23 protein-coding genes and 3 tRNA genes are annotated in these 20,302 nt (G+C 44.6%); 4 read left to right on the top strand and 22 right to left on the bottom strand.

From position 1 onward, the window contains the following. Positions 1 to 10: 10 nt before the first annotated feature. The 6 genes from OCV30_RS13380 to mutY form a co-directional block, all read right to left on the bottom strand. A tRNA-Phe gene (locus OCV30_RS13380) sits at positions 11 to 86 on the bottom strand. A gap of 7 nt (positions 87 to 93) precedes the next feature. After that, positions 94 to 169, bottom strand: a tRNA-Thr gene (locus OCV30_RS13375). Positions 170 to 243: 74 nt separating this feature from the next. Further along, positions 244 to 319: transfer RNA gene (locus OCV30_RS13370), tRNA-Phe, on the bottom strand. 103 nt (positions 320 to 422) lie between these two features. Beyond that, a complete protein-coding gene (gene mltC, locus OCV30_RS13365; protein WP_065679498.1) occupies positions 423 to 1,556 on the bottom strand; it encodes a membrane-bound lytic murein transglycosylase MltC in 1,134 nt (377 codons plus the stop codon). 69 nt (positions 1,557 to 1,625) lie between these two features. After that, complete coding sequence (locus tag OCV30_RS13360; RefSeq protein WP_010435637.1) at positions 1,626 to 1,898, bottom strand: oxidative damage protection protein; 273 nt, start codon at positions 1,896 to 1,898, stop codon at positions 1,626 to 1,628. A gap of 28 nt (positions 1,899 to 1,926) precedes the next feature. Then, positions 1,927 to 2,985 (bottom strand): A/G-specific adenine glycosylase, encoded by a 1,059-nt coding sequence (gene mutY / locus OCV30_RS13355; protein ID WP_065679497.1) that lies wholly within the window; start codon positions 2,983 to 2,985, stop codon positions 1,927 to 1,929. Positions 2,986 to 3,150: 165 nt separating this feature from the next. Between mutY and trmB the strand changes: the two genes are divergently transcribed. Beyond that, positions 3,151 to 3,870 (top strand): tRNA (guanosine(46)-N7)-methyltransferase TrmB, encoded by a 720-nt coding sequence (gene trmB / locus OCV30_RS13350; protein ID WP_029222028.1) that lies wholly within the window; start codon positions 3,151 to 3,153, stop codon positions 3,868 to 3,870. Positions 3,871 to 4,055: 185 nt separating this feature from the next. After that, complete coding sequence (gene glsB / locus OCV30_RS13345) at positions 4,056 to 4,976, top strand: glutaminase B (protein WP_004735469.1); 921 nt, start codon at positions 4,056 to 4,058, stop codon at positions 4,974 to 4,976. Positions 4,977 to 5,051: 75 nt separating this feature from the next. Here glsB and hemW read toward each other — a convergent pair whose 3' ends face one another. The 7 genes from hemW to OCV30_RS13310 all read right to left on the bottom strand — a co-directional run bounded on the left by hemW (position 5,052) and on the right by OCV30_RS13310 (position 9,915). After that, on the bottom strand, positions 5,052 to 6,239 hold the full coding sequence (gene hemW / locus OCV30_RS13340; RefSeq protein ID WP_065679496.1) for a radical SAM family heme chaperone HemW: 1,188 nt from the start codon (positions 6,237 to 6,239) through the stop codon (positions 5,052 to 5,054). Next, on the bottom strand, positions 6,239 to 6,838 hold the full coding sequence (locus OCV30_RS13335; RefSeq protein ID WP_065679495.1) for an XTP/dITP diphosphatase: 600 nt from the start codon (positions 6,836 to 6,838) through the stop codon (positions 6,239 to 6,241). Before OCV30_RS13335 ends, hemW begins: the two co-directional genes overlap by 1 nt. Positions 6,839 to 6,886: 48 nt before the next feature. Continuing rightward, on the bottom strand, positions 6,887 to 7,318 hold the full coding sequence (locus OCV30_RS13330) for a DUF4426 domain-containing protein (RefSeq protein WP_017101446.1): 432 nt from the start codon (positions 7,316 to 7,318) through the stop codon (positions 6,887 to 6,889). Positions 7,319 to 7,346: 28 nt separating this feature from the next. Further along, complete coding sequence (gene yggU / locus OCV30_RS13325) at positions 7,347 to 7,637, bottom strand: DUF167 family protein YggU (protein ID WP_017101445.1); 291 nt, start codon at positions 7,635 to 7,637, stop codon at positions 7,347 to 7,349. A 29-nt stretch (positions 7,638 to 7,666) separates the two neighbouring features. Continuing rightward, a complete protein-coding gene (locus OCV30_RS13320) occupies positions 7,667 to 8,224 on the bottom strand; it encodes a YggT family protein (protein WP_012604836.1) in 558 nt (185 codons plus the stop codon). 92 nt (positions 8,225 to 8,316) lie between these two features. Then, positions 8,317 to 9,135 (bottom strand): pyrroline-5-carboxylate reductase, encoded by an 819-nt coding sequence (gene proC / locus OCV30_RS13315; protein WP_065679494.1) that lies wholly within the window; start codon positions 9,133 to 9,135, stop codon positions 8,317 to 8,319. A 63-nt stretch (positions 9,136 to 9,198) separates the two neighbouring features. Then, entirely contained in the window at positions 9,199 to 9,915 is a 717-nt protein-coding gene (locus OCV30_RS13310) for a YggS family pyridoxal phosphate-dependent enzyme (protein WP_065679493.1), read from the bottom strand. A 26-nt stretch (positions 9,916 to 9,941) separates the two neighbouring features. Between OCV30_RS13310 and OCV30_RS13305 the strand changes: the two genes are divergently transcribed. Both OCV30_RS13305 and OCV30_RS13300 read left to right on the top strand, forming a co-directional pair. Continuing rightward, entirely contained in the window at positions 9,942 to 10,979 is a 1,038-nt protein-coding gene (locus tag OCV30_RS13305; RefSeq protein ID WP_004735478.1) for a type IV pilus twitching motility protein PilT, read from the top strand. Positions 10,980 to 10,993: 14 nt separating this feature from the next. After that, positions 10,994 to 12,103, top strand: coding sequence for a PilT/PilU family type 4a pilus ATPase (locus tag OCV30_RS13300; protein WP_041472921.1), 1,110 nt, complete (start codon positions 10,994 to 10,996; stop codon positions 12,101 to 12,103). 337 nt (positions 12,104 to 12,440) lie between these two features. Here OCV30_RS13300 and ruvX read toward each other — a convergent pair whose 3' ends face one another. The 9 genes from ruvX to OCV30_RS13255 form a co-directional block, all read right to left on the bottom strand. Next, entirely contained in the window at positions 12,441 to 12,863 is a 423-nt protein-coding gene (gene ruvX, locus OCV30_RS13295; protein WP_009847698.1) for a Holliday junction resolvase RuvX, read from the bottom strand. 60 nt (positions 12,864 to 12,923) lie between these two features. Then, on the bottom strand, positions 12,924 to 13,487 hold the full coding sequence (locus OCV30_RS13290) for a YqgE/AlgH family protein (RefSeq protein WP_065679492.1): 564 nt from the start codon (positions 13,485 to 13,487) through the stop codon (positions 12,924 to 12,926). 108 nt (positions 13,488 to 13,595) lie between these two features. After that, complete coding sequence (gene gshB, locus OCV30_RS13285; RefSeq protein ID WP_004735482.1) at positions 13,596 to 14,546, bottom strand: glutathione synthase; 951 nt, start codon at positions 14,544 to 14,546, stop codon at positions 13,596 to 13,598. Positions 14,547 to 14,555: 9 nt separating this feature from the next. Then, positions 14,556 to 15,287: a 16S rRNA (uracil(1498)-N(3))-methyltransferase gene (rsmE, locus tag OCV30_RS13280; RefSeq protein WP_065679491.1), complete on the bottom strand. Its 732-nt coding sequence runs from the start codon at positions 15,285 to 15,287 to the stop codon at positions 14,556 to 14,558. Positions 15,288 to 15,446: 159 nt separating this feature from the next. Then, on the bottom strand, positions 15,447 to 16,178 hold the full coding sequence (locus tag OCV30_RS13275; protein WP_065679490.1) for an endonuclease: 732 nt from the start codon (positions 16,176 to 16,178) through the stop codon (positions 15,447 to 15,449). A gap of 97 nt (positions 16,179 to 16,275) precedes the next feature. Next, positions 16,276 to 16,776, bottom strand: a complete 501-nt coding sequence (locus OCV30_RS13270; protein ID WP_065679489.1) for a SprT family zinc-dependent metalloprotease — start codon at positions 16,774 to 16,776, stop codon at positions 16,276 to 16,278. Between the two features lie 78 nt (positions 16,777 to 16,854). Next, complete coding sequence (locus OCV30_RS13265) at positions 16,855 to 17,652, bottom strand: DUF2189 domain-containing protein (RefSeq protein ID WP_065679488.1); 798 nt, start codon at positions 17,650 to 17,652, stop codon at positions 16,855 to 16,857. Positions 17,653 to 17,892: 240 nt separating this feature from the next. Next, positions 17,893 to 19,197 (bottom strand): cobyrinic acid a,c-diamide synthase CobB, encoded by a 1,305-nt coding sequence (locus OCV30_RS13260; RefSeq protein ID WP_065679487.1) that lies wholly within the window; start codon positions 19,195 to 19,197, stop codon positions 17,893 to 17,895. A gap of 2 nt (positions 19,198 to 19,199) precedes the next feature. Beyond that, positions 19,200 to 20,270, bottom strand: a complete 1,071-nt coding sequence (locus tag OCV30_RS13255; protein ID WP_065679486.1) for a threonine-phosphate decarboxylase — start codon at positions 20,268 to 20,270, stop codon at positions 19,200 to 19,202. Positions 20,271 to 20,302 lie beyond the last annotated feature (32 nt).

Below are 20,302 nucleotides of genomic sequence, written 5' to 3'. Positions count from 1 at the left end.
TACCAAATAATGGTGCCTCGAGGCGGAATCGAACCACCGACACGCGGATTTTCAATCCGCTGCTCTACCGACTGAGCTATCGAGGCAAAAGAATGGTGCCGACTACCGGAGTCGAACTGGTGACCTACTGATTACAAGTCAGTTGCTCTACCTACTGAGCTAAGTCGGCACACTAAATTCTTTATGCTTTTGTCCGTGTTGCTACTCCCTGTTAAAGAGTGTTGACACCAACAAATCAAATTGTGGTGCCCGGAGGCGGAATCGAACCACCGACACGAGGATTTTCAATCCTCTGCTCTACCGACTGAGCTATCCGGGCAACGGAGCGCTATTAAACGGATTTTCTGCATAACCGTCAACACCTTTTTTGAAAATAACTAAAAAAAACGTTCGTTAGTTGTTTTTTTATTCAAAAGTGAGGCTTACGTTTTACCTTGGTTAAAATCTTTCTTGAATTTTGTTACTTTCTCTAAGTATCGGCGCGACTCTTTATTGGGATGTTTCTTTGTTAGTGCCCAGTAAGCTTGACTCGGTTGCAATGAATTTAAGTCACGCATTGCTCGCTTTCTATCCTTACTGAAAGTATTGAGCACGCCACCAGTGCCGCCGTTGTATGCAGAGATCATACTGTACTCAAGCGTGGTTGGGTGTTTTACGTCTTTTAAATAACGATTTTTAAGGATGTAAAAGTATGCGGTGCCTGCATCAATGTTGTTTTCTGGATTGAATAAGTACTCAGGACTTGGTTCTCCAGGTTTCTTTTTAACGAGCTTAAAGACATCTCGGCCAGCGGTTTTAGGTACCACCTGCATAAGACCATAAGCATTTGCCCAGCTCACCGCGTAAGGATTGAAACTGCTTTCTGTCTTGATGATTGCATAGATCAAGTCTTCAGGGATGTCATAGCGTTGAGATGCTCGTTGTACTATGTCGGCATACTTATAACTACGTTTGCTCGCATGATCTGCCACCATTGGGATTTCGACGTAGTAGGCTTTTTTAAAGTCTACCTCTTTGGTTTTTAGGTTATTGGCGATCAGGTAATCAGCAAATTTGTTAGCACGCCATGTCCATTGGATAGGCTTTTTATCCTGATCAACGACTTGGTTATAGAGGAAAGGTTGACCTTCTAACTTGATGCTTTTGGAAGAGAATAGATCGACATTCGCAGGATCATCTGGCGTTAAAAGTGTCGTCATGATTGCATTTTTGAGGTGCTTTTTAGGGTCCGTTGAGGAGACGGTTTCAACTGTGATCAGGCCTTGGCTAAAGTTTACTTCTGAACGGCTCAAGTAATTATCTATGTATTTCACATAGTTACTCTTGCCCGCCATCTTTACTTCACTGCTGCCCCAACGTTTTTGGATATTGCCAGAAAAGCTATTAATTAAAGAATCTAACGCACCAGTATCTTTTTCAAATTGCCCTGGTAGTTCTGCCAAATTACTTACAAACCGGTTGGTTGGTTCGTAGTTAACATCATAAATGCTCTCGACAAATTCACGACTGCACCCTGTTAACAACATGGCTGTTAGGAAGTAACTTAGCTTTTTCATAGTTCCTCATACAAAAATGACATCGCGGCGTAAACCATGATGTCATTAAAATTTATTTAAATAAATGTCTTATTCGCTAGGCGGGGTATAGCCATCAATAACGACATCTTTACCTTCGAAAAGGAAGTTAACCATCTCAGTTTCAAGAAGTTTACGATGCTCAGGATCCATCATGTTCAGCTTCTTTTCATTGATAAGCATAGTTTGCTTACTTTGCCATTGTCCCCAAGCTTCTTTAGATACGTTGTCAAAGATACGCTTACCTAGGTCACCCGGGTAAAGTTGAAAATCTAGGCCTTCAGCATCTTTTTGAAGGCGAGCACAAAATACAGTGCGGCTCATAGTGGTTCCTCTTATCGCGTTCGTTGATTCAAACGTCGTTCAGTTCAAAGGGTAGGCTCTCAATAAGCTGCTTTACAGGAGCTGCTAGGCCAATTTCTTCCGGTTTTGATAAGTTATACCAGAGACCTTTAGTCCCTTCCATTATCAAATCTGGTTGTTTATCTAATTTTACTAATACAGGCGTGATATCTAAGTGGTAGTGGCTGAAAGTATGTCGAAACGCAATCATGGTCTTGATCGAATCGGTTTCATTGTCTTTGATCGAACGAAGGTCTAACTGATGTTCGATCTCTGCGTTTTCATTTTGAGGGAAACAGAATAGTCCTCCCCAGATACCAGATTGAGGGCGTTGTTCGAGCCATACTTGATTGTTGTGGTACAGAATCACAAACCATGTTTCTTTTATCGGCTTTTCTTTCTTAGGCTTCTTACCTGGGAAATCGAGCTGTTTATCGATCTTCTTAGCTTCACACATGCTTTCAATCGGGCATAAGGTACATTTAGGCTTGCTACGAGTACAAACCATCGCACCCATGTCCATCATGGCTTGATTGTACTTATCAACATCTTGATTGGGAGTGTGTGCTTCTGCGTGTTCCCAAAGCTGGTTCTCGACTTTCTTTTGCCCCGGCCAACCTTCTACTGCAAAGCTTCTCGCTAAGGTGCGTTTGACGTTGCCATCAAGAATCGCATGAGGGAGTTTATGCACAGAGGACAACACTGCAGCGGCAGTAGAGCGTCCAATACCCGGTAGCGCATTCATTTCTTCGATAGAAAGCGGAAATTCACCACCGTATTGCTCGGTAACAATCTTGGCAGCCTTATGTAAGTTACGAGCTCGCGCGTAATAGCCAAGCCCTGTCCATAAGTGCAGCACCTCATCTTGTTCGGCGTTCGCTAGGTCAATAACCGTTGGAAAGCGTTCTAAAAAGCGCTGGTAGTATGGAATCACCGTGGCCACTTGAGTCTGCTGAAGCATGATTTCAGATAGCCAAACGGTGTAGGCGGTTTTGTTTTGTTGCCAAGGTAATTCTTTGCGCCCAAAGGCGTCATACCACTTTAATATGGCGGTTGCGAAAGGAGTCACGACATGCTCTATGCTTTGCTATTATTAGGAGTGAAATTGCACCACACTTACGGTTGGATGTAAAACAGACAAATTGTGTGGGAATTTATCCACGGAAAGACTTGCACCGGAGGCAATTCTTTGGATAATCCCCGCTTTGATTAATCAATGTGCAGGCAAAAATCAATGAGTGAAGTGACCACTAACGAATATACTGAAGACGGCAAACTGGTTCGTAAGATCCGTAGTTTTGTTCGCCGCGAAGGCCGCTTAACAAAAGGCCAAGAAAACGCGATGAACGAATGTTGGCCAACAATGGGTATCGACTACAACCCAGAACTTCTTAATTGGAAAGAAGTGTTTGGCAACGACAACCCTGTTGTACTAGAAATTGGCTTCGGTATGGGTGCATCACTGGTTGAAATGGCAAAGAATGCGCCTGAGAAAAACTTCTTAGGTATTGAAGTTCACAGCCCAGGTGTTGGTGCGTGTTTAGGTACAGCTCGCGATGCTGGCGTAACTAACTTGCGTGTAATGTGTCACGATGCAGTTGAAGTATTTGAACACATGATCCCAGACAGCAGCCTGCATACACTGCAACTGTTCTTCCCTGACCCATGGCACAAAGCTCGTCATCATAAGCGTCGTATCGTTAAGGCTGAGTTTGCAGAGATGGTTCGCGGTAAGCTTCAACTTGATACTGGTATTTTCCACATGGCAACAGACTGGGAAAACTACGCAGAACATATGATTGAAGTGATGAACGTCGCTCCAGGCTTCAAGAATATCGCTGAAGATGGTGATTACATTCCTCGTCCAGACGAGCGTCCGCTAACTAAGTTTGAAGCGCGTGGCCACCGTTTAGGTCATGGTGTTTGGGACATTAAGTTTAAGCGTACTAAGTAATTCTGAATCAAATTAAGTGAAGGTGAATCCGACTTAGGATTAAACCCTACACTTTATGGGATTGATTAAAGCCAACATTATTGTAATGTTGGCTTTTTTGTCCTTAGGCTTTTATTGCGATAAAGGTTTAAGGACAGAAAGTAATGTCACACCCCCTACAAAAATAACAATAAAGAAGTAAGCACATGAAACCAACTCAAGCTATTTTGGCCGAGATTTTAGATGAAGTTCGCCCTTTAATTGGTCAGGGAAAGGTCGCTGATTATATTCCTGCATTGGCTCGCGTATCGAACCAAAAACTGGCGATTGCGGTATACACCAATGAAGGTGAAGTTATTCAAGCTGGCGATGCTGATGAGGCTTTTTCTGTGCAATCAATCTCTAAAGCTTTAAGCCTGACGTTAGCGATGGTGTTGTATAAGCCGGAAGAGATTTGGCAACGAGTAGGGAAGGAGCCTTCAGGACAAGCCTTTAACTCGATGATTCAGCTTGAGATGGAACACGGCATCCCTCGTAACCCGTTTATTAACGCAGGTGCGATTATCGTTGCTGACTTATTGCAAAGCCGTCTATCTGCACCAAGGCACCGTTTATTAGAATTTGTACGTCAGCTATCAGGTGATACTCATATTGTGTATGACAAAGTTGTGGCGGCTTCTGAAATGATGCACAGCGATCGCAATGCTGCCATCGCTTATTTGATGCGTTCATTTGGTAACTTTGAGAACGATGTTATTCCCGTACTCAACAATTACTTCCATGCTTGTGCGCTTAAAATGACCTGTGTTGACTTGGCGAAGACCTTTAGCTATTTGGCAAACAAAGGTGTGTCAGTTCAGACCAAGAAAGAGATCATCACGCCAGTTCAAACCAAACAGCTGAATGCTTTGCTTGCGACATGTGGTTTGTACGATGGAGCGGGAGAGTTTGCTTATCGTGTTGGTATGCCAGGAAAGTCTGGTGTCGGTGGCGGGATTATTGCGATTGTTCCTGGCGAAATGACGATCGCGGTGTGGTCTCCGGAACTAGACGCGTCGGGTAATTCACTGGCGGGAACTCAGGCTTTAGAATTGCTCTCTGAGCGTATTGGTCGCTCTATTTTCTAAGTTCTAAGTTCTAAGTTCTAAGTTCGACAAAAAAGCCTCTCGTGATGAGAGGCTTTTTGTATTCTAGCGTTCGAACTATTCGTCTTCTTCTGCCATAAAGGCTTCAAGCAAATCGTTTAAGAACAGCTTCCCTTTTTCAGTTATCTGCCAATGGCTGTCGGTTTCATTAAGATAACCGAGATCTTTGGCCCACTCTATCGTTGGCTGAATCGAATCAAACTCTAACCCAGTCGTATCTATGAAGTCTTGTTTTGGACACGCTTCCATTAGTCTGAAGCGGTTCATGAAGAACTCGAAAGGGCGGTCCTCATTAGGTACTTCAAGTCCATCCGACAGATAGGGCTTCACCAGATTCTGATACGCGGCTAGGTAGCCTCTAGGGTGTTTAACCTTAGTGGTGCGAACAATACGTCCATCTGCAAAGCTCAGCTTGCCATGAGAGCCACAGCCAATACCTAGGTAGTCACCAAAGCGCCAGTAGTTGAGATTATGCTGACACTGATATCCCGGCTTGCTGTAGCCTGAAATTTCGTACTGTACATAACCTGCGTCTGCGAGCTTCTTATGGCCTAAGTCGAAAATATCCCAAAGGTCATCATCGTCAGGCAGCTTTGGCGTTTTGTAATAGAACATGGTGTTAGGTTCTATTGTTAGCTGATACCAAGATAAATGTGGAGGGTTGAGCTCGATCGCTTTGTCCAAATCAGCCAAGGCCTGATCAATGCTTTGATCGGGTAAGCCGTGCATTAGATCTAGGTTAAAGCTATTTAGTCCGATTTTATGTGCTAAATGAGCGGCGTTAACCGCTTCGTCTTGACCGTGAATACGCCCAAGCCTTTCCAGTTTCTCTTGTTCAAAACTTTGCACACCCACCGAGATTCGAGTTATGCCTGCTTTTTGGTAACCAGCAAAACGCTCAGCTTCGATAGTTCCCGGATTAGCTTCCATGGTGATTTCTATTTCAGGTTTGAACGGGATGCGTTGTTCAATGCCTTGCAGCAATCGACCTATTCCTTCTGGAGAAAATAGACTCGGCGTGCCGCCACCAATAAAGATCGAATGCAATGGGCGAGGTGCGCCATTGAGTTGGTATTTTTCGATATCAGTATCGAGATCCTCAAGCAGAGCATCTATATACTCTTTTTCAGGAATCTCGGCTTTTAGAGCGTGAGAGTTAAAATCACAATACGGACACTTCTGTACACACCATGGGATGTGGACATAAAGGCTAAGTGCGGGTGGTAAAAGCGCTGCATTGTGCATTACAGAGCTTGCTCCTTGAGAGTCTTGAATAATGACGCGAGGGCTTTACCACGGTGTGACAGTTGCTTCTTACGTGACGATTCAAGTTCTGCTGAGGCGCAGTTATCTTCTGGTACAAAGAATACAGGATCGTAGCCAAAGCCATTCTCACCGTGTTCTTCAGTCAGAATGCGACCTTCCCATTTACCGTGACAAACTAATGGAGTTGGATCGTTTTCGTGACGCATTAGCACCAATACACAGTGAAAACGAGCGGTACGCTTTTCAACATCGACACCTTGCATAGCATATAACAGCTTTTCGATGTTTTGCTTATCAGTAGCTCCTTCACCTGAGTAACGCGCTGAGTAGATACCGGGTGCACCATTAAGGTAATCAACTTCTAAGCCAGAATCGTCAGCAATGGCTGGTAGCCCCGTCTCTTTCGCAGCGTGGCGAGCTTTGATGATGGCATTTTCAATGAAAGTCGTTCCTGTTTCTGCGACTTCTGAAACGTTAAATTCACTTTGCGCGACAACGTCGAAACCAAACTCAGACAGAATATCTGCCATCTCGCGAACTTTGCCTTGGTTGCCTGTTGCTAAAACAATCTTACTCATGGGGATGTGGCTCTAATAAGTTAATGACTAGAAATGTGAGCTTTGAAGCTACTCTTCTATATAGAATTTTTGTGTGAAACGCAGTGGACCTGTGCCTTTCAAACCGGCGTTAACATCGATATTAAAAGTGATGTTCTCTTCGTGAGTGATAGGGAACTCAGCAAGGTAATAAATTGCATCACCTTCCTTTATTTCACGGAAGTTAAGCGTGCGAGTGTTACCTACTAGGTTTCGGGCTGTTCCAGTAATTTTAGCCGTTGTTGCAGGCTTGCCTAGAGAAGCGTTGTCTAGCACGCTGATGTTTAGAATCGCTGAGTATCCGTTTCGTTTCAGCTTATATTGCTTAGCGACCTGCGCAGTTAAAAACGTGGAATTGAAAGCCGAATAATGAACCTCGACATCCTTGATACTTTTAAACTGTCCTGCCGAACTTGGTAAGGCAACAAGAGCGGTGAGTAGTGCTGTTATCCATAAACGCATAATGACTCCAATAAATAGCAAAAAGCCATCATAGGATGGCTTTGACTTCAGTTGGGATTTGGCTTGGCGAGCATATTCGAACTTGCTTGTGCCTACCTAGCTCTCCCTTTTCTATCGTAATTTGCCCTTTAGCGACCTTAAATTGTTTCGCAAGGTATTTCGCTAAGTGAGCATTGGCTTTGCCATCAACCGGTGGTGCAGTAATGGCAATTTTCAGTTCCTCGCCGTGTAAGCCGACAATTTTATCTCGGCTTGCTTTGGGTTGGATATAGAGCCTAAGAAGAATATCGTCTTCCTCGGCCCAAACCGCTTTTGGCATCGTCAAAGTACCTGATGTTCGTACTTGAATTATAGCTGATACCAAATCGGGCCAATTAGGTCACCCATTAAGAAGTTCGCGAATTGCAGAACAATAAACAGTACCAGTACGCTTAAATCAAAACCGCCCATTGCTGGAAGAATACGACGAATTGGAGCCAGCATTGGTTCAGTCAGTTGATGGAACACGTATTCAATTGGGCTACGACCTTGGCTAACCCAGCTCAGGATTGCACGGATTAGCAGAACCCAGAAGATCAAACCACCAGCCGCTTTAAGCAGAGATAGCGCTCCAAATATCAGGAAGCTGATGTCAAATACAGCCGCACCGCCAGAGATAATCAGATTTAGAGCGACGAACTTAAGTACACATAGCACATAAGCGAAAACAACCGTCGCAAGATCAAGGCTTCCTATTGATGGAATCACTCGGCGTAGCGGGGCAACAACCGGTTGTGTCGCTTTTACGATAAATTGTGAGAATGGGTTGTAGAAATCTGCACGTGATGCTTGTAGCCAGATACGCAAGATCACAACCATGATGTAAAGATCAAAAACGGTTGAGATCAGAAAGCTCATCGAATTCATATTGTTTCCTTTTTCGGATTTACTTGCCGCTTAGGTATCACCTGAACGACACAATGCATTTGTACTGTAACTTGTATTAAAACATTAAAGCATTAAAACAGTTTTTCCATCTCTTCAGCTCGAGCAACCGCCGCTTGCATGGCTTTTGCTACGATATCTGAAAGTTGATGGTCGTTAAACGTGCGCAGTGCTTCTGCGGTTGTGCCGCCTTTTGAAGTCACTTGTTCACGCAGTGTAGATAATTCTGTGTCTGGATTTGCAACCACCATCTCTGCCGCACCTAATGCCGACTGCTGCACTAATTTACGAGCGGTTTCTTGGTCGAAGCCTTGGTTGATTGCTTCGGCTTGCATCGCTTCCATAAATAGGAAGAAGTAAGCCGGAGCACTGCCCGCCGCCGCAATGATGTTATTAATCCCAGACTCTTGCTCAACCCAGCTAACTTCACCTACAGCTTGCATCAGCTGAGAAGCAAAGTCTTTATCATTTTGGCTGACCGTTGAATCGGCATAAAGACCGCTCATCCCTTTACCAAGCAGCGATGGCGTGTTTGGCATCACACGAACAAGGTTCAGCTGGCAGTTTAACATCTCATTGAGTCGATTCGCATTAATACCCGCTGCAATTGAGATAACTAGTTTGTTGCTGAAGTCGATATCTTGTAAAGGCTTACATACATCAGCCATCATTTGTGGCTTCACGGATAACACAACAACGTCTGCTTGCTCTGTTGCTGCAATATTATCGCTGGTGGTATTGATGCCGTATGCTTGTTCTAACGGCAGCCTTCTGGTTTCTGAAGGTGCTGTTGCAGTAATCTTTTGCGCTGGGTAACCACTCGCGACTAAGCCCGCTACAATTGAGCGAACCATGTTTCCCGCCCCAATAAAGGCGATGTTCTTATGTTCCATATATAAAATCCTGAGCGTGTCGCTGCGCGGTTCAAGCGAAGCTGTATCAATACTTGTACTTGGTTACTTACTACGGTTATTCGCGTAATCACGAGCACCAAAGATGGCCGTTCCAATACGAACCATTGTGCTACCAGCCTCAACTGCTGCATCCATATCACCACTCATACCCATTGAAAGGGTATCGATGTCTGGATACTTTGCTGCGAGCTTTTGTTGAAGCTCTGCCAGTTGAGAAAATGCCTTAAGCTGAGATTGATAGTCAGATACGTTAGCGGGAATCGACATCAATCCTCTTAAAGTGAGGTTGGGGAGCGACGAAATCAACTCTGCGAGCGCAAAAACTGTCTCTTCTGACGTTCCTGATTTCGAATCTTCACCACTGGTGTTCACTTGAATGAGCACTTGTAGAGGTGGAAGTTCGTTTGGTCGCTGATCATGAAGCCTTTGTGCGATCTTATCGCGTTCAACAGAATGTACCCATTGGAAGCTTTCTGCGATTGGGCGGGTTTTATTGGATTGAATTGGGCCAATAAAATGCCACTCTAAATTTAGGTTAGAATGTTGTTCTGAAAAGTGTTTTACTTTATCAACACCTTCTTGAACATAGTTTTCACCAAAGGCAACTTGGCCTCCGAGTGCGGCTTCTAGAATCGCATCAATAGGTTTAGTTTTGCTGACGGCTAAAAGTTGCACGGACTCTGGAGCTCGTCCGCACTTTTGCTCAGCACTACGTATCTGTGAGGTGATTTGTTCGATATTTTGTTGAATACTACTCATAGCTGACTTTACTTAAGGGAAAATAAATGGATATCACTGAGTTACTAGATTTTAGTGTAAAGCATAACGCGTCAGATCTACATCTTTCTGCGGGTGTATCTCCAATGGTACGTATAGATGGTGAAGTAAGGAAGCTTGGAATACCAGCTTTGAGCCATGCTGATGTGCATCGTTTGGTTTTTGAGATCATGAGTGATTCACAACGCGGTGAGTTCGAAGAAAAACTGGAAGTCGACTTCTCTTTTGAATTACCCAACGTTGGTCGCTTCCGTGTTAATGCTTTTAACCAATCTCGTGGCTGCTCTGCTGTGTTCCGTACCATTCCAGTAGAGATTCCCACCCTTGAACAGCTAGGGGCTCCTGAGATATTTGAAAGAATATCTAATTATGAAAAAGGGCTAGTATTGGTTACTGGGCCGACTGGTTCAGGTAAGTCGACAACTTTGGCTGCTATGGTAGATTACGTTAACCGTAACCATAATAAACATATATTGACGATTGAAGACCCGATCGAATTTGTTCATACCAACAACAAATGCCTAATCAACCAACGAGAAGTGCACCGCGATACTCACAGCTTTAAAGCGGCGTTGCGCAGTGCGTTACGTGAAGATCCAGACGTAATCCTTGTCGGCGAACTTCGTGACCAAGAGACGATTAGCTTAGCGCTAACCGCAGCAGAAACTGGCCACTTAGTTTTTGGTACCTTGCATACTAGCTCTGCGGCAAAAACCATAGACCGTATTATCGATGTATTCCCGGGTAGCGACAAAGACATGGTGCGTTCAATGTTGTCTGAATCGTTACGTTCGGTGATTGCCCAGAAGCTGTTAAAGCGTGTTGGTGGCGGTCGTGTGGCTTGTCATGAAATCATGATGGCGACACCTGCGATTAGAAACTTGATCCGTGAAGACAAGGTCGCGCAGATGTATTCGATCATTCAAACGGGCGCGGCACACGGTATGCAGACCATGGAGCAAAATGCGAAGCAGCTGATGGCGCAAGGCTTAGTTGATTCAGAAGAGGTCGAGAAAAAGATCGAAATTGAAACCTCAATGTTTTAATCAAGGTGAACAAAATGGAATTGAATCAAATCCTTGAAGGGATGCTCTCTCAAAAGGCGTCGGATCTTTACATCACAGTCGATGCGCCAATTCTATTTCGTGTGGATGGTGAACTACGACCTCAGGGAGAGAAGTTGAATGCTGATCAAGTATCTCAGTTACTTGATGCAATGATGGATCAAGATCGACGCGATGAATACAAGCAAACGCGTGAGGCTAATTTTGCCATCGTGCGTGATTTTGGTCGTTTTCGTGTGAGTGCATTCTTTCAGCGAGAGCTACCTGGAGCGGTAATTCGTCGCATCGAGACTAACATCCCAACCTTTGAGCAATTAAAGCTTCCTGACGTACTACAAGACCTTTCAATCGCTAAGCGCGGGCTTGTGCTGGTGGTTGGTGCGACTGGCTCTGGTAAATCGACCTCGATGGCTGCGATGACAGGCTATCGCAATACCAATCGTTCAGGTCATATCTTGACGGTTGAAGACCCGATTGAATTCGTACACGAACATAAAAAGTGCATCGTGACTCAACGAGAGGTTGGACTCGACACCGAAAGCTATGAAGTCGCGCTTAAAAACTCGTTACGCCAAGCCCCTGATATGATTTTGATTGGCGAAATCCGTAGTCGTGAAACCATGGAATACGCGATGACCTTTGCTGAAACGGGTCACTTGTGTATGGCAACCCTGCATGCCAATAACGCTAACCAAGCGCTAGAGCGTATTCTTCACTTGGTGCCGAAAGAGCAGAAAGAGCAGTTCTTGTTTGATCTGTCGATGAATCTGCGTGGTGTGGTCGCTCAGCAGTTAATACGCGATAAAAATGGCAATGGTCGTCATGGTGTCTTCGAAATTCTTCTAAATAGCCCTCGTATATCTGACTTGATTCGTCGTGGTGAGTTGCATGAGTTAAAAGCGACCATGGCCAAATCGAAAGAGATTGGTATGCAGACTTTTGACCAAGCTTTGTATGATTTAGTAGTTGCGGACAAGATTAGCGAGGATGATGCATTCCATAGTGCAGATTCTGCCAATGACTTGCGTTTAATGCTTAAGACCAAACGTGGCGATGATGACTACGGAACTGGTGCGTTGGCTGGCGTTAAGATTGATATGGGCTAAGTCACGGCTTTGTTGATAAACACAAAACCCGCTTCTGTGGCGGGTTTTATTCGTTTATAGCTTAATGCATGTTAGATGAGTGCATGTTGGAGCGATGGGTATCATATGAGTAACCGCGCTCCTTTTCTAATTTGATTTTTGACGGGTACTGTTGACCGTCGTAACCCGCGGAACCGCTTCCCATTGAGCTGCATGCCGTTATAGATAACGCTATGAATATTGCTAGAAAAATTTTCATATGAACTCCCAAGTTCTTTTCCTTTATCGCTCCTTCATTACGCAGTTAAAATGGCAAGGGATCATAAGCTTGCTCGAGTTTGCTAAATAAATAAATAACTTAGCCATATTGTGCTTCAAACCAGCTCTCTAGAATTACAACGGCTGATTGATTATCGACGTTACCTTTACTTAGCGCTTTATAGCCGCCCATTTCAAAAAGGTCGGCCCTTGCTTCTGTCGTAGAAAGTCTTTCATCATGCAGTTCAACATCCACACCAAAGCGTCCTTTAAGACGGTTAGCGAATTTCTTTGCTCTGGGTGTAATAGCTGCTAGATCTTTACCATGAAGGTCGGTCGGAAGGCCAACCACGATAAGATTTGGCTGCCATTCCTTAATTTGCTTCTCGATATCGTCCCAGTTAGGGATGCCATCTTTGGCTTTAAAAGCTTTTAGAGGGCTTGCGGTGCCCGTGATTTCTTGCCCTATCGCACTGCCGATACTTTTTGTACCGTAGTCAAATGCCATAATTGTTCGTGACATGGGGTTTCCAAATTTATCTGTGTTTGAGAGTGTTTATTTATTTTATGGAGCTAATTTGAGCTAGGCGTGTCCTGCGTCTGCTGAAAGCTGAGCCGCGTTAATACCTAACATTTGCACGGCAACTTTCCAGCGATCCGAAATTGGCGTGTCGAAGATAACCTTTGGATCGGCCTCAACGGTTAGCCATGAGTTTTCAGTCAGCTCGATTTCCAGTTGTCCTGGTTCCCATCCTGCATAACCAAGCGCGACCAGATAATGCATAGGTTCATCTTCTGTACCTAAGACCATCAGAATATCTTTCGAGGTTGTTACTGAGATTTGATCTGTCATGTTGATACTGGATTGATAGCTGCCTTTAGGTTTGTGCAAAATAAACCCACGGTCTTCTGCGACCGGTCCACCGTTCAATACTGGCTTATCAAGGCTTGCTTGGTTGGATTTCGGCTGCTCAGAATCAACCTCAACTTGTTTAAGCATGCTTCCGACAGTGACATCAATAGGGGCGTTGATCATTAAGCCCATCGCGCCTTCGTCGTTGTGCTCACAAAGGTAGATCACCGAGTTTTGAAAATAGGGATCTTTCATTCCGGGCATAGCAACCAGAAAGTGGTTCGTTAAATTCATAGAGCCTCCTGCCAGTGTGTTCCCAGTAAAGGAAAAAGAGCGGCGTGAAGCCGCTCATTGATTCAGTGTCTAAATGTTTGCAACAGCTAAGACTTTCTTAAGTCTAGGCTATTTAGCGTTAACGCGACGCTCGATTGCGTCCATTAATTTTCCTGTTACAGAAATATCAAAAGCAGCTTCAATTTCACGGATACAAGTAGGGCTGGTCACGTTAATTTCAGTCAGCTTGTCGCCGATAACATCAAGCCCAACAAAGATTAAGCCTTTCTCTTTCAGTGCAGGAGCAACTGCTCTTGCGATAGCCCAGTCTGTTTCACTTAGAGGACGAGCTTCACCTGTACCGCCAGCAGCAAGGTTACCTCGAGTTTCCCCTTTTGCAGGAATACGCGCTAGACAGTAAGGCATTGGTTCACCGTCAACTACAAGAATACGCTTATCACCATTGCTGATGTCCGGAACAAAGGTTTGTGCCATTGCGTAGTTTTGGCCGTGGTTAGTCAGTGTTTCAATGATCACTGATACGTTTGGATCGCCCTCTTTCACTCGGAAGATAGACGCGCCGCCCATACCATCAAGTGGTTTTAGAATCACGTCACCGTGTTCTTCTCGGAACGCTTTAATTTTTTCAGCTTTACGAGTCACGATGGTGGTTGGTGTCAGTTCAGGGAACCAAGCCGTGAATAGCTTCTCGTTACAGTCACGTAAGCTTTGTGGCTTGTTTACGATCAGTGCGCCGTTCTCTTCAGCACGCTCAAGAATGTAAGTTGCGTAGATGTACTCTGTATCAAACGGAGGATCTTTACGCATCAGTACCGCATCTAAATCAGAGAGAGCGATAGTCTGTTCTGATTTGAATTCGTACCAGCCGTTTGGATCTTCTTTTAGTTCAACAACCTTAGTGTCAGCAATGGCTACGCCTTGATCTAAATGTAGATCATCCATTTCCATGTAATGGATTTCGTAACCACGACGCTGAGCTTCAAGCATCATGGCAAAGCTAGAGTCTTTTTTGATGTTAATGGATGAAATTGGATCCATTACGATGCCAAGTTTGATCATTTTTTTCTCCTAGCCTAGATCGCCAAAACGGACTTGTAAGGCAGTAATTGCGGTTAGAGCTGCTGTCTCGGTACGAAGTACACGTGGGCCGAGTAGCGTCTCTTCAAATTTGTATTGTTCTGTCATGCCGATTTCTTCAGCTGACAGTCCGCCTTCCGGACCGATCAATAGGCGCACCTTACTGACGGGTTCTGGAAGGGTATTGATTGAGTATTTTGCACGAGGATGCAGGTTTAGCTTCAACGCTTCACTCGGTTCGCTGCACCACTCTTCAAGTTGCATGATTGGGCGTATAACCGGAACCGTATTGCGACCAGATTGTTCACATGCTGCGATAGCAATCTTTTGCCACTGCGCGAGCTTTTTCTCGAAGCGTTTAGTATCCAGTTTAACGCCACAGCGCTCTGAAATCAGCGGGGTAATGGTGTTGACACCAAGCTCAACCGATTTCTGAATCGTGAATTCCATTTTGTCGCCACGTGAAATCACTTGGCCTAAATGTAAGTCTAACGGAGATTCGCTGCTACGTTCGATACGTTCAGTAACATTAACTGTGACGTTCTTTTTTGATACTTCAGCAATTGTCGCAGGGAATTCAGCGCCACTGCCATCAAATAGAAGAACATCTTGACCTTCTTTCATACGAAGGACTCGACCAACATGACCCGCGGCATCTTCGCCTAAAGCGAGTGAACCTAACTGATGAATGCGTTCTGGGTGATGGATGCGAGGGATTCTCATGCTGGTAAACCTATAAATAGTGTCATTTGGGTATTTTGTCTCTGCCTAACATGGATGCTTTTAGTTGAAAAAACAAGGGTAGAACAAGAGTTTCAGGGGCAATTCTGAAACTCTTGTTTGAGATGGAGGCAATTGGAGATGTAGGTTGACTGAGTCGTGTTATCTGCAAGCAGGGAAAACAAATGGGTTGTGATTCCCCTGGATGGCATAGATTCGCTCATCACGAGTACATTCCCACTTATCGACAGGAAACTGATTGTTCCACGCCATCATCAGGTTAGTCTGCTGCTTAGAGAGCTTGAAATCATACTCTTGGCTCATGTAAAGATAAGTACGCGCGATAGAACCTTTTGCTCTGTCTGGCGGCATAACCTTACGCTGTTTGAAGTTGACCTGCATTTCACACTGACCATAGCTCACGCCATCCATTCCATTCCACTGACTGAAATTGTAATTGGATCGATCACCGTTAACCTCGCCAATTGCCGGAGTCAGGTTGTGAAGATCGGCTTCCATCGATTTAAATATTTTGTCATTGCGAGTGCAGTTCTTACGTCCGCCATCTTGCCAGCACTGACGCTGGTGGCCGAATTGCCAAGCTGGAACCACGTGTTCCCATTCTATACGGGAAGCGCGCTTTTGCTGTTTTCTCACTTGATAACCACAGCCGTCGAGGTCGGGGATACCTTTCTTTTTGTCTTTCCAAGTGATGTCACAACCACAATAAAATGAAGTCGGGTGATCGAGATAAATCTTCACGGCTTCTTTTTTGGCTTTGGAGAACGAACTTGGTGGAGCGGCGAAAACGCTTTGGGTTACCAGTAGGCCAAATACTATTGATAAGTAGAAAGACACCGATAGGCCAAATGCTTTTTGAGTGGTTTTTTGCATGGAAAAAGACTGATGAAAGTATGATAAACAACAGTCTAGCACTCAAATGTTAGTTCTCTCTATTACATTTATTCGCGTTAACTTGTGAGATCAAGACTTAGCTCAATTGAAGGCCGGTAAAAGCTAAGATTTGCTGGCATTGTTGGCAACGATAAGTTGATTGGTTGCGGATGACTTTATTGTGTCGTCTTATCGACAGGGGATAAGTGGTGCAATCACAGCGATACTCAAAAGTTTTGCCCTGCACTGAGGTGATTTCTAAGCTGTGAGTCGTTCTGGCCGGTACATTGAATACCTTTTCCATCACGTATTTCCACTCATTCCCGTGAGGCCTAACTCGTCCGAATACCTGATGTGTGATCAGATGTGCGAGTTCATGAGGTACGACTTCGTTAATAAAGGCGTCTTCATTTTCGCTGAATAGCACTTGGTTGAGTTTAATCTCGTTTAACTGAAGGTAGGCTTTTCCCGCTGCCTTTCCTCTTAACTTGTAAGTGACGGTTGGGCATGGAAATTCACGAGAAAAATGTTGATTAGCGATAGCTAGGCATTCGCCCAGTTTCTTATTTACTCGATGTTGTTGCGGGGTGTAAGACAAGCGTTGTTAACTCCAAAAAAAGCCTCAGCGTTTAAGCTAAGGCCTCATCATAACATTGCTCATCGATCGTGAAACGATTTAAACGTGGTGTTTCTTCTTGATGATTTCGTGGTAAGCATGCCATGTTCCGTAACCAAGCAATGGCATCGTTACAATCATACCGACACCGTAGGTCGCGAAGCCGACTAAGATACCTGTACCAATGATACCAGCCCAAACGACCATCGCAGGGATGTTTGATTTAACAGCGTTGAAGCTAGTAAAAATGGCACTCATTACATCTACACGCCTTTCCATCATCAATGGAATCGAAAATGCTGAGATGCTAAATATCAGACTCGCGATAACCAATCCAATCACCGAACCCGTAATCAGGAATGGTGCAAACTCGCTTAATGGTGCTCCTTGTACGGAAGGGTAGAGCGCATGCAATAACGCAGCAATCCGCATCCAAAAGATCATTGCAACCATTAACACAATCGCAAACGCCCATTGATGGGTGGAGTTGCGAGTAATTGCTTTCATCGAGTGCAGTAGGCTAGCGTTGTGTCCCTTTTCTCTTTCCCAGGCTGCATCATACAAACCTAGAGCAAGAAACGGCCCTATTAGCATGTACACGATTAAACTTGGCATAACGACCAAATGTGTCCCTTGCCATTGGACAAGTTGAACGATGGCAATCGCGGCACCCATAAAGCACAAACCGTAAAATGCGCTGATTAATGGCATTCTTACCAAGTCGTGTAAAGCAAGAGACAACCAATGAAAGGGAGCGGAAATGCTCACCTGATTACATGGTATTGTACGAGCGTATTCTGAGTCTTTGATTTCTTTTTGTTTATCGTCAAAGTCTTGTGTATTCAATGTACGAGGCATAGATCCTCCTTGATCGGTTTTCTACCTACGCTGCAGTAAGATTGCAGCGAACGAAACTCGATGCCCGACTTGGCGACGTCTTTGATGTAAGCGTGCATCAGCTAAATTGTTTACGAAGCAAAGTCTGACACTGACTTGCTTGTTAACATTATTTTAACTATTGACCGTGAAGCGACAAATATCAACTTTTGACAGACTGTTCTTCGTGAAAGTGTTCAAGGCGTATTCTTTCGACCATGCTTAATCGAGCTCTCCTTTGAATATTTTTACTACTAAATCAGGGTTATATGGGAAGTACCAATGCACGTAAGAAGCGATGGTGCTGTGCTTTGTCCAAACAGGGTCGGTTGGTCTTCCATATTGAGAGACAGGTTGAGTGAGTACCGCTTCTTTGCTGTCAGTCTTTGAATAATGGAAAGTATGACCACGCAGCATTTGGCCATTGAAGTCGGCTTCTAGGATCCCTAGCGCGGCTAGCTTCTTCTGCATAGTCGCTTTGGCATTTAACGCTCCGACCATATTTTCTGTTTGGCTTTCGGTGTCAGTCAGTGCTTTATTGAGATAAAGCATGCCACCACATTCAGCTAAACAAGGCTTACCTTGTTCAATATGAGCGATGATTTGCTGTTTCAACGCATTATTGAGCGCCAGCTTATCCATGTGTAATTCAGGATAACCTCCCGGTAAATACAAAGCGTCACACTCTGGTAAATCATCATGTGCCAGTGGTGAGAAGAATGATAATGTAGCGCCTAATTCAACCAGCAGATCAAGGTTGGCTTGATACAAAAAAGCAAAACTCTTGTCTCGAGCAACTGCAATAGTGTGACCTGATAAAGATTCACTTCTGACCGGAAGTGCATGTTCTGGTTTTTCAAATGCTTGTGCAGCAGGAAGTGGGATATCACCATGCTTTAGCAGTAATTGAGCTGCATGGTTGAGGCGCTCTTCAATGTCATCTAACTCTTGTGCTTGTACTAAACCTAAATGACGTTCTGGTAGTGATAAATCCATGTCTTTTGGTAACCAACCACAAAAGGTTGTCTCTGGTTTGAGACTTTCTTTTAGCATTTCAGCGTGACGTTCTGACCCTACGCGGTTGGCTACTACACCAAAAACATCTACGTCATCACGGAATGTCGATAAGCCATTCACAATCGCGCCAAAGGTTTGTGCCATTGCGCCAGCATCAACAACAGCTAACATCGGAAGGTTAAACTTAGCGGCAATATCAGCACTCGAGCATTTGCCATCAAACATGCCCATGACACCTTCAATTAGAATCACATCCGCTTCTAACGCTGCTTGATAAATTAAGTGTTGGCACTCCGCTTCACCACACATCCACAAATCCAATTGATAAGTAGGCGTATCTGATGCAATAGATAGAAATTGTGGATCAATAAAATCAGGCCCGGTTTTGAATACTCGAACTTTCTTTCCTTGTTGAACCAAAGCTCTTGCTAGAGCGGCGACCACGGTTGTTTTTCCGCTTCCAGAAGAGGGGGCGCCTACCACTAGGGCAGAACAGTAAGCTGTAGACATAATTATTCCTTGAGTTGTTCGAGTGCGCGAGTGAGCGCTTGCCATTGTGATTCGTTAGCGGGTAACCCGAAACGGAGTGCATCGTTTTCATCACAATGACGAGTAAAAATACCTAACTGGGCGAGCTGATGATGCCATGATGCCGAGTCCGAAATTTCAACTCGGTGAAAGAGTATCTGTGAAGTTATATTTGCCGAATCCGTCATTTGACCAAAATGTTGTTGTAAGAGTAGGTTCATACGCTCAGCCTCTTTATGTAGTCGTTGGCGGTTTTCCTTTTGCCAATGGGAATTGAGCAAGGCATGTGTGGTGACATAGCGAGTTGGGCCACTGAGTGTCCAAGGGCCAAGGTGTTGTTTAAGAATTTGTAAACGTAATGATGAGGCAAAGCAAAAGCCTGCACGAATACCCGCTAGCCCAAAAAATTTACCCACTGAGCGCAGGACTATTAGGTTATCTGGAACTCCTATTGGGAAGCTCGATAACACTGAAAGCTCTGGAGTGCAGTCTACAAACGCCTCATCAATCACGATCGTTGAATGATCTTGGGTATGTTCTAGCCAAGTCAGTACTTCACTTGGTGGCACATTCAGTGCGGTTGGATTATTGGGATTAATCACTACGACCACGTCTGCCGTTTTCAGCTGTTCGATTGTCGGTTTATGTCGGTAAAAGTCGAATATGACGGCTTGTATGCTTTGTTCTGCGTACTGCTGCCACGCATGTTGATGTTCTTTGTAACCCGTATGAGGCAATAGGATGTACGTCAATGTTGGCTGTGTTTTTGCAATCATATGAGGTAGTGATTGAATGGCTGCCTGACTGCCAGCTACGGGTAACAAGGCATCACTTTGATAGTAGGTTTGCGCTGCTGTGATTAAGCCATCATCGTCTTCTGGTAGCCGATTCCATACCGATGCAGGGATTTCAGGTATAGGGTAGTGGTGCGGGCTTACTCCAGTTGAAAGGTCGACCCATTGTTCGATTGGCCTTTGATAGCGCAATGAAAACTCGATTAACTTACCACCGTGATGCGGAAGTTCGTTTGAGGTTGAGTGTTGTTTAATCGTCATTAGCGTACTTAAAGTAAAGGGTTGGAATAGAT

Origin of the sequence: Vibrio atlanticus, from assembly GCF_024347315.1 — a bacterium.
GTDB lineage: Bacteria > Pseudomonadota > Gammaproteobacteria > Enterobacterales > Vibrionaceae > Vibrio > Vibrio atlanticus.
The sequence above is the reverse complement of the archived record's forward strand: the minus strand, read 5'-3'. Positions and strand labels throughout refer to the sequence as shown.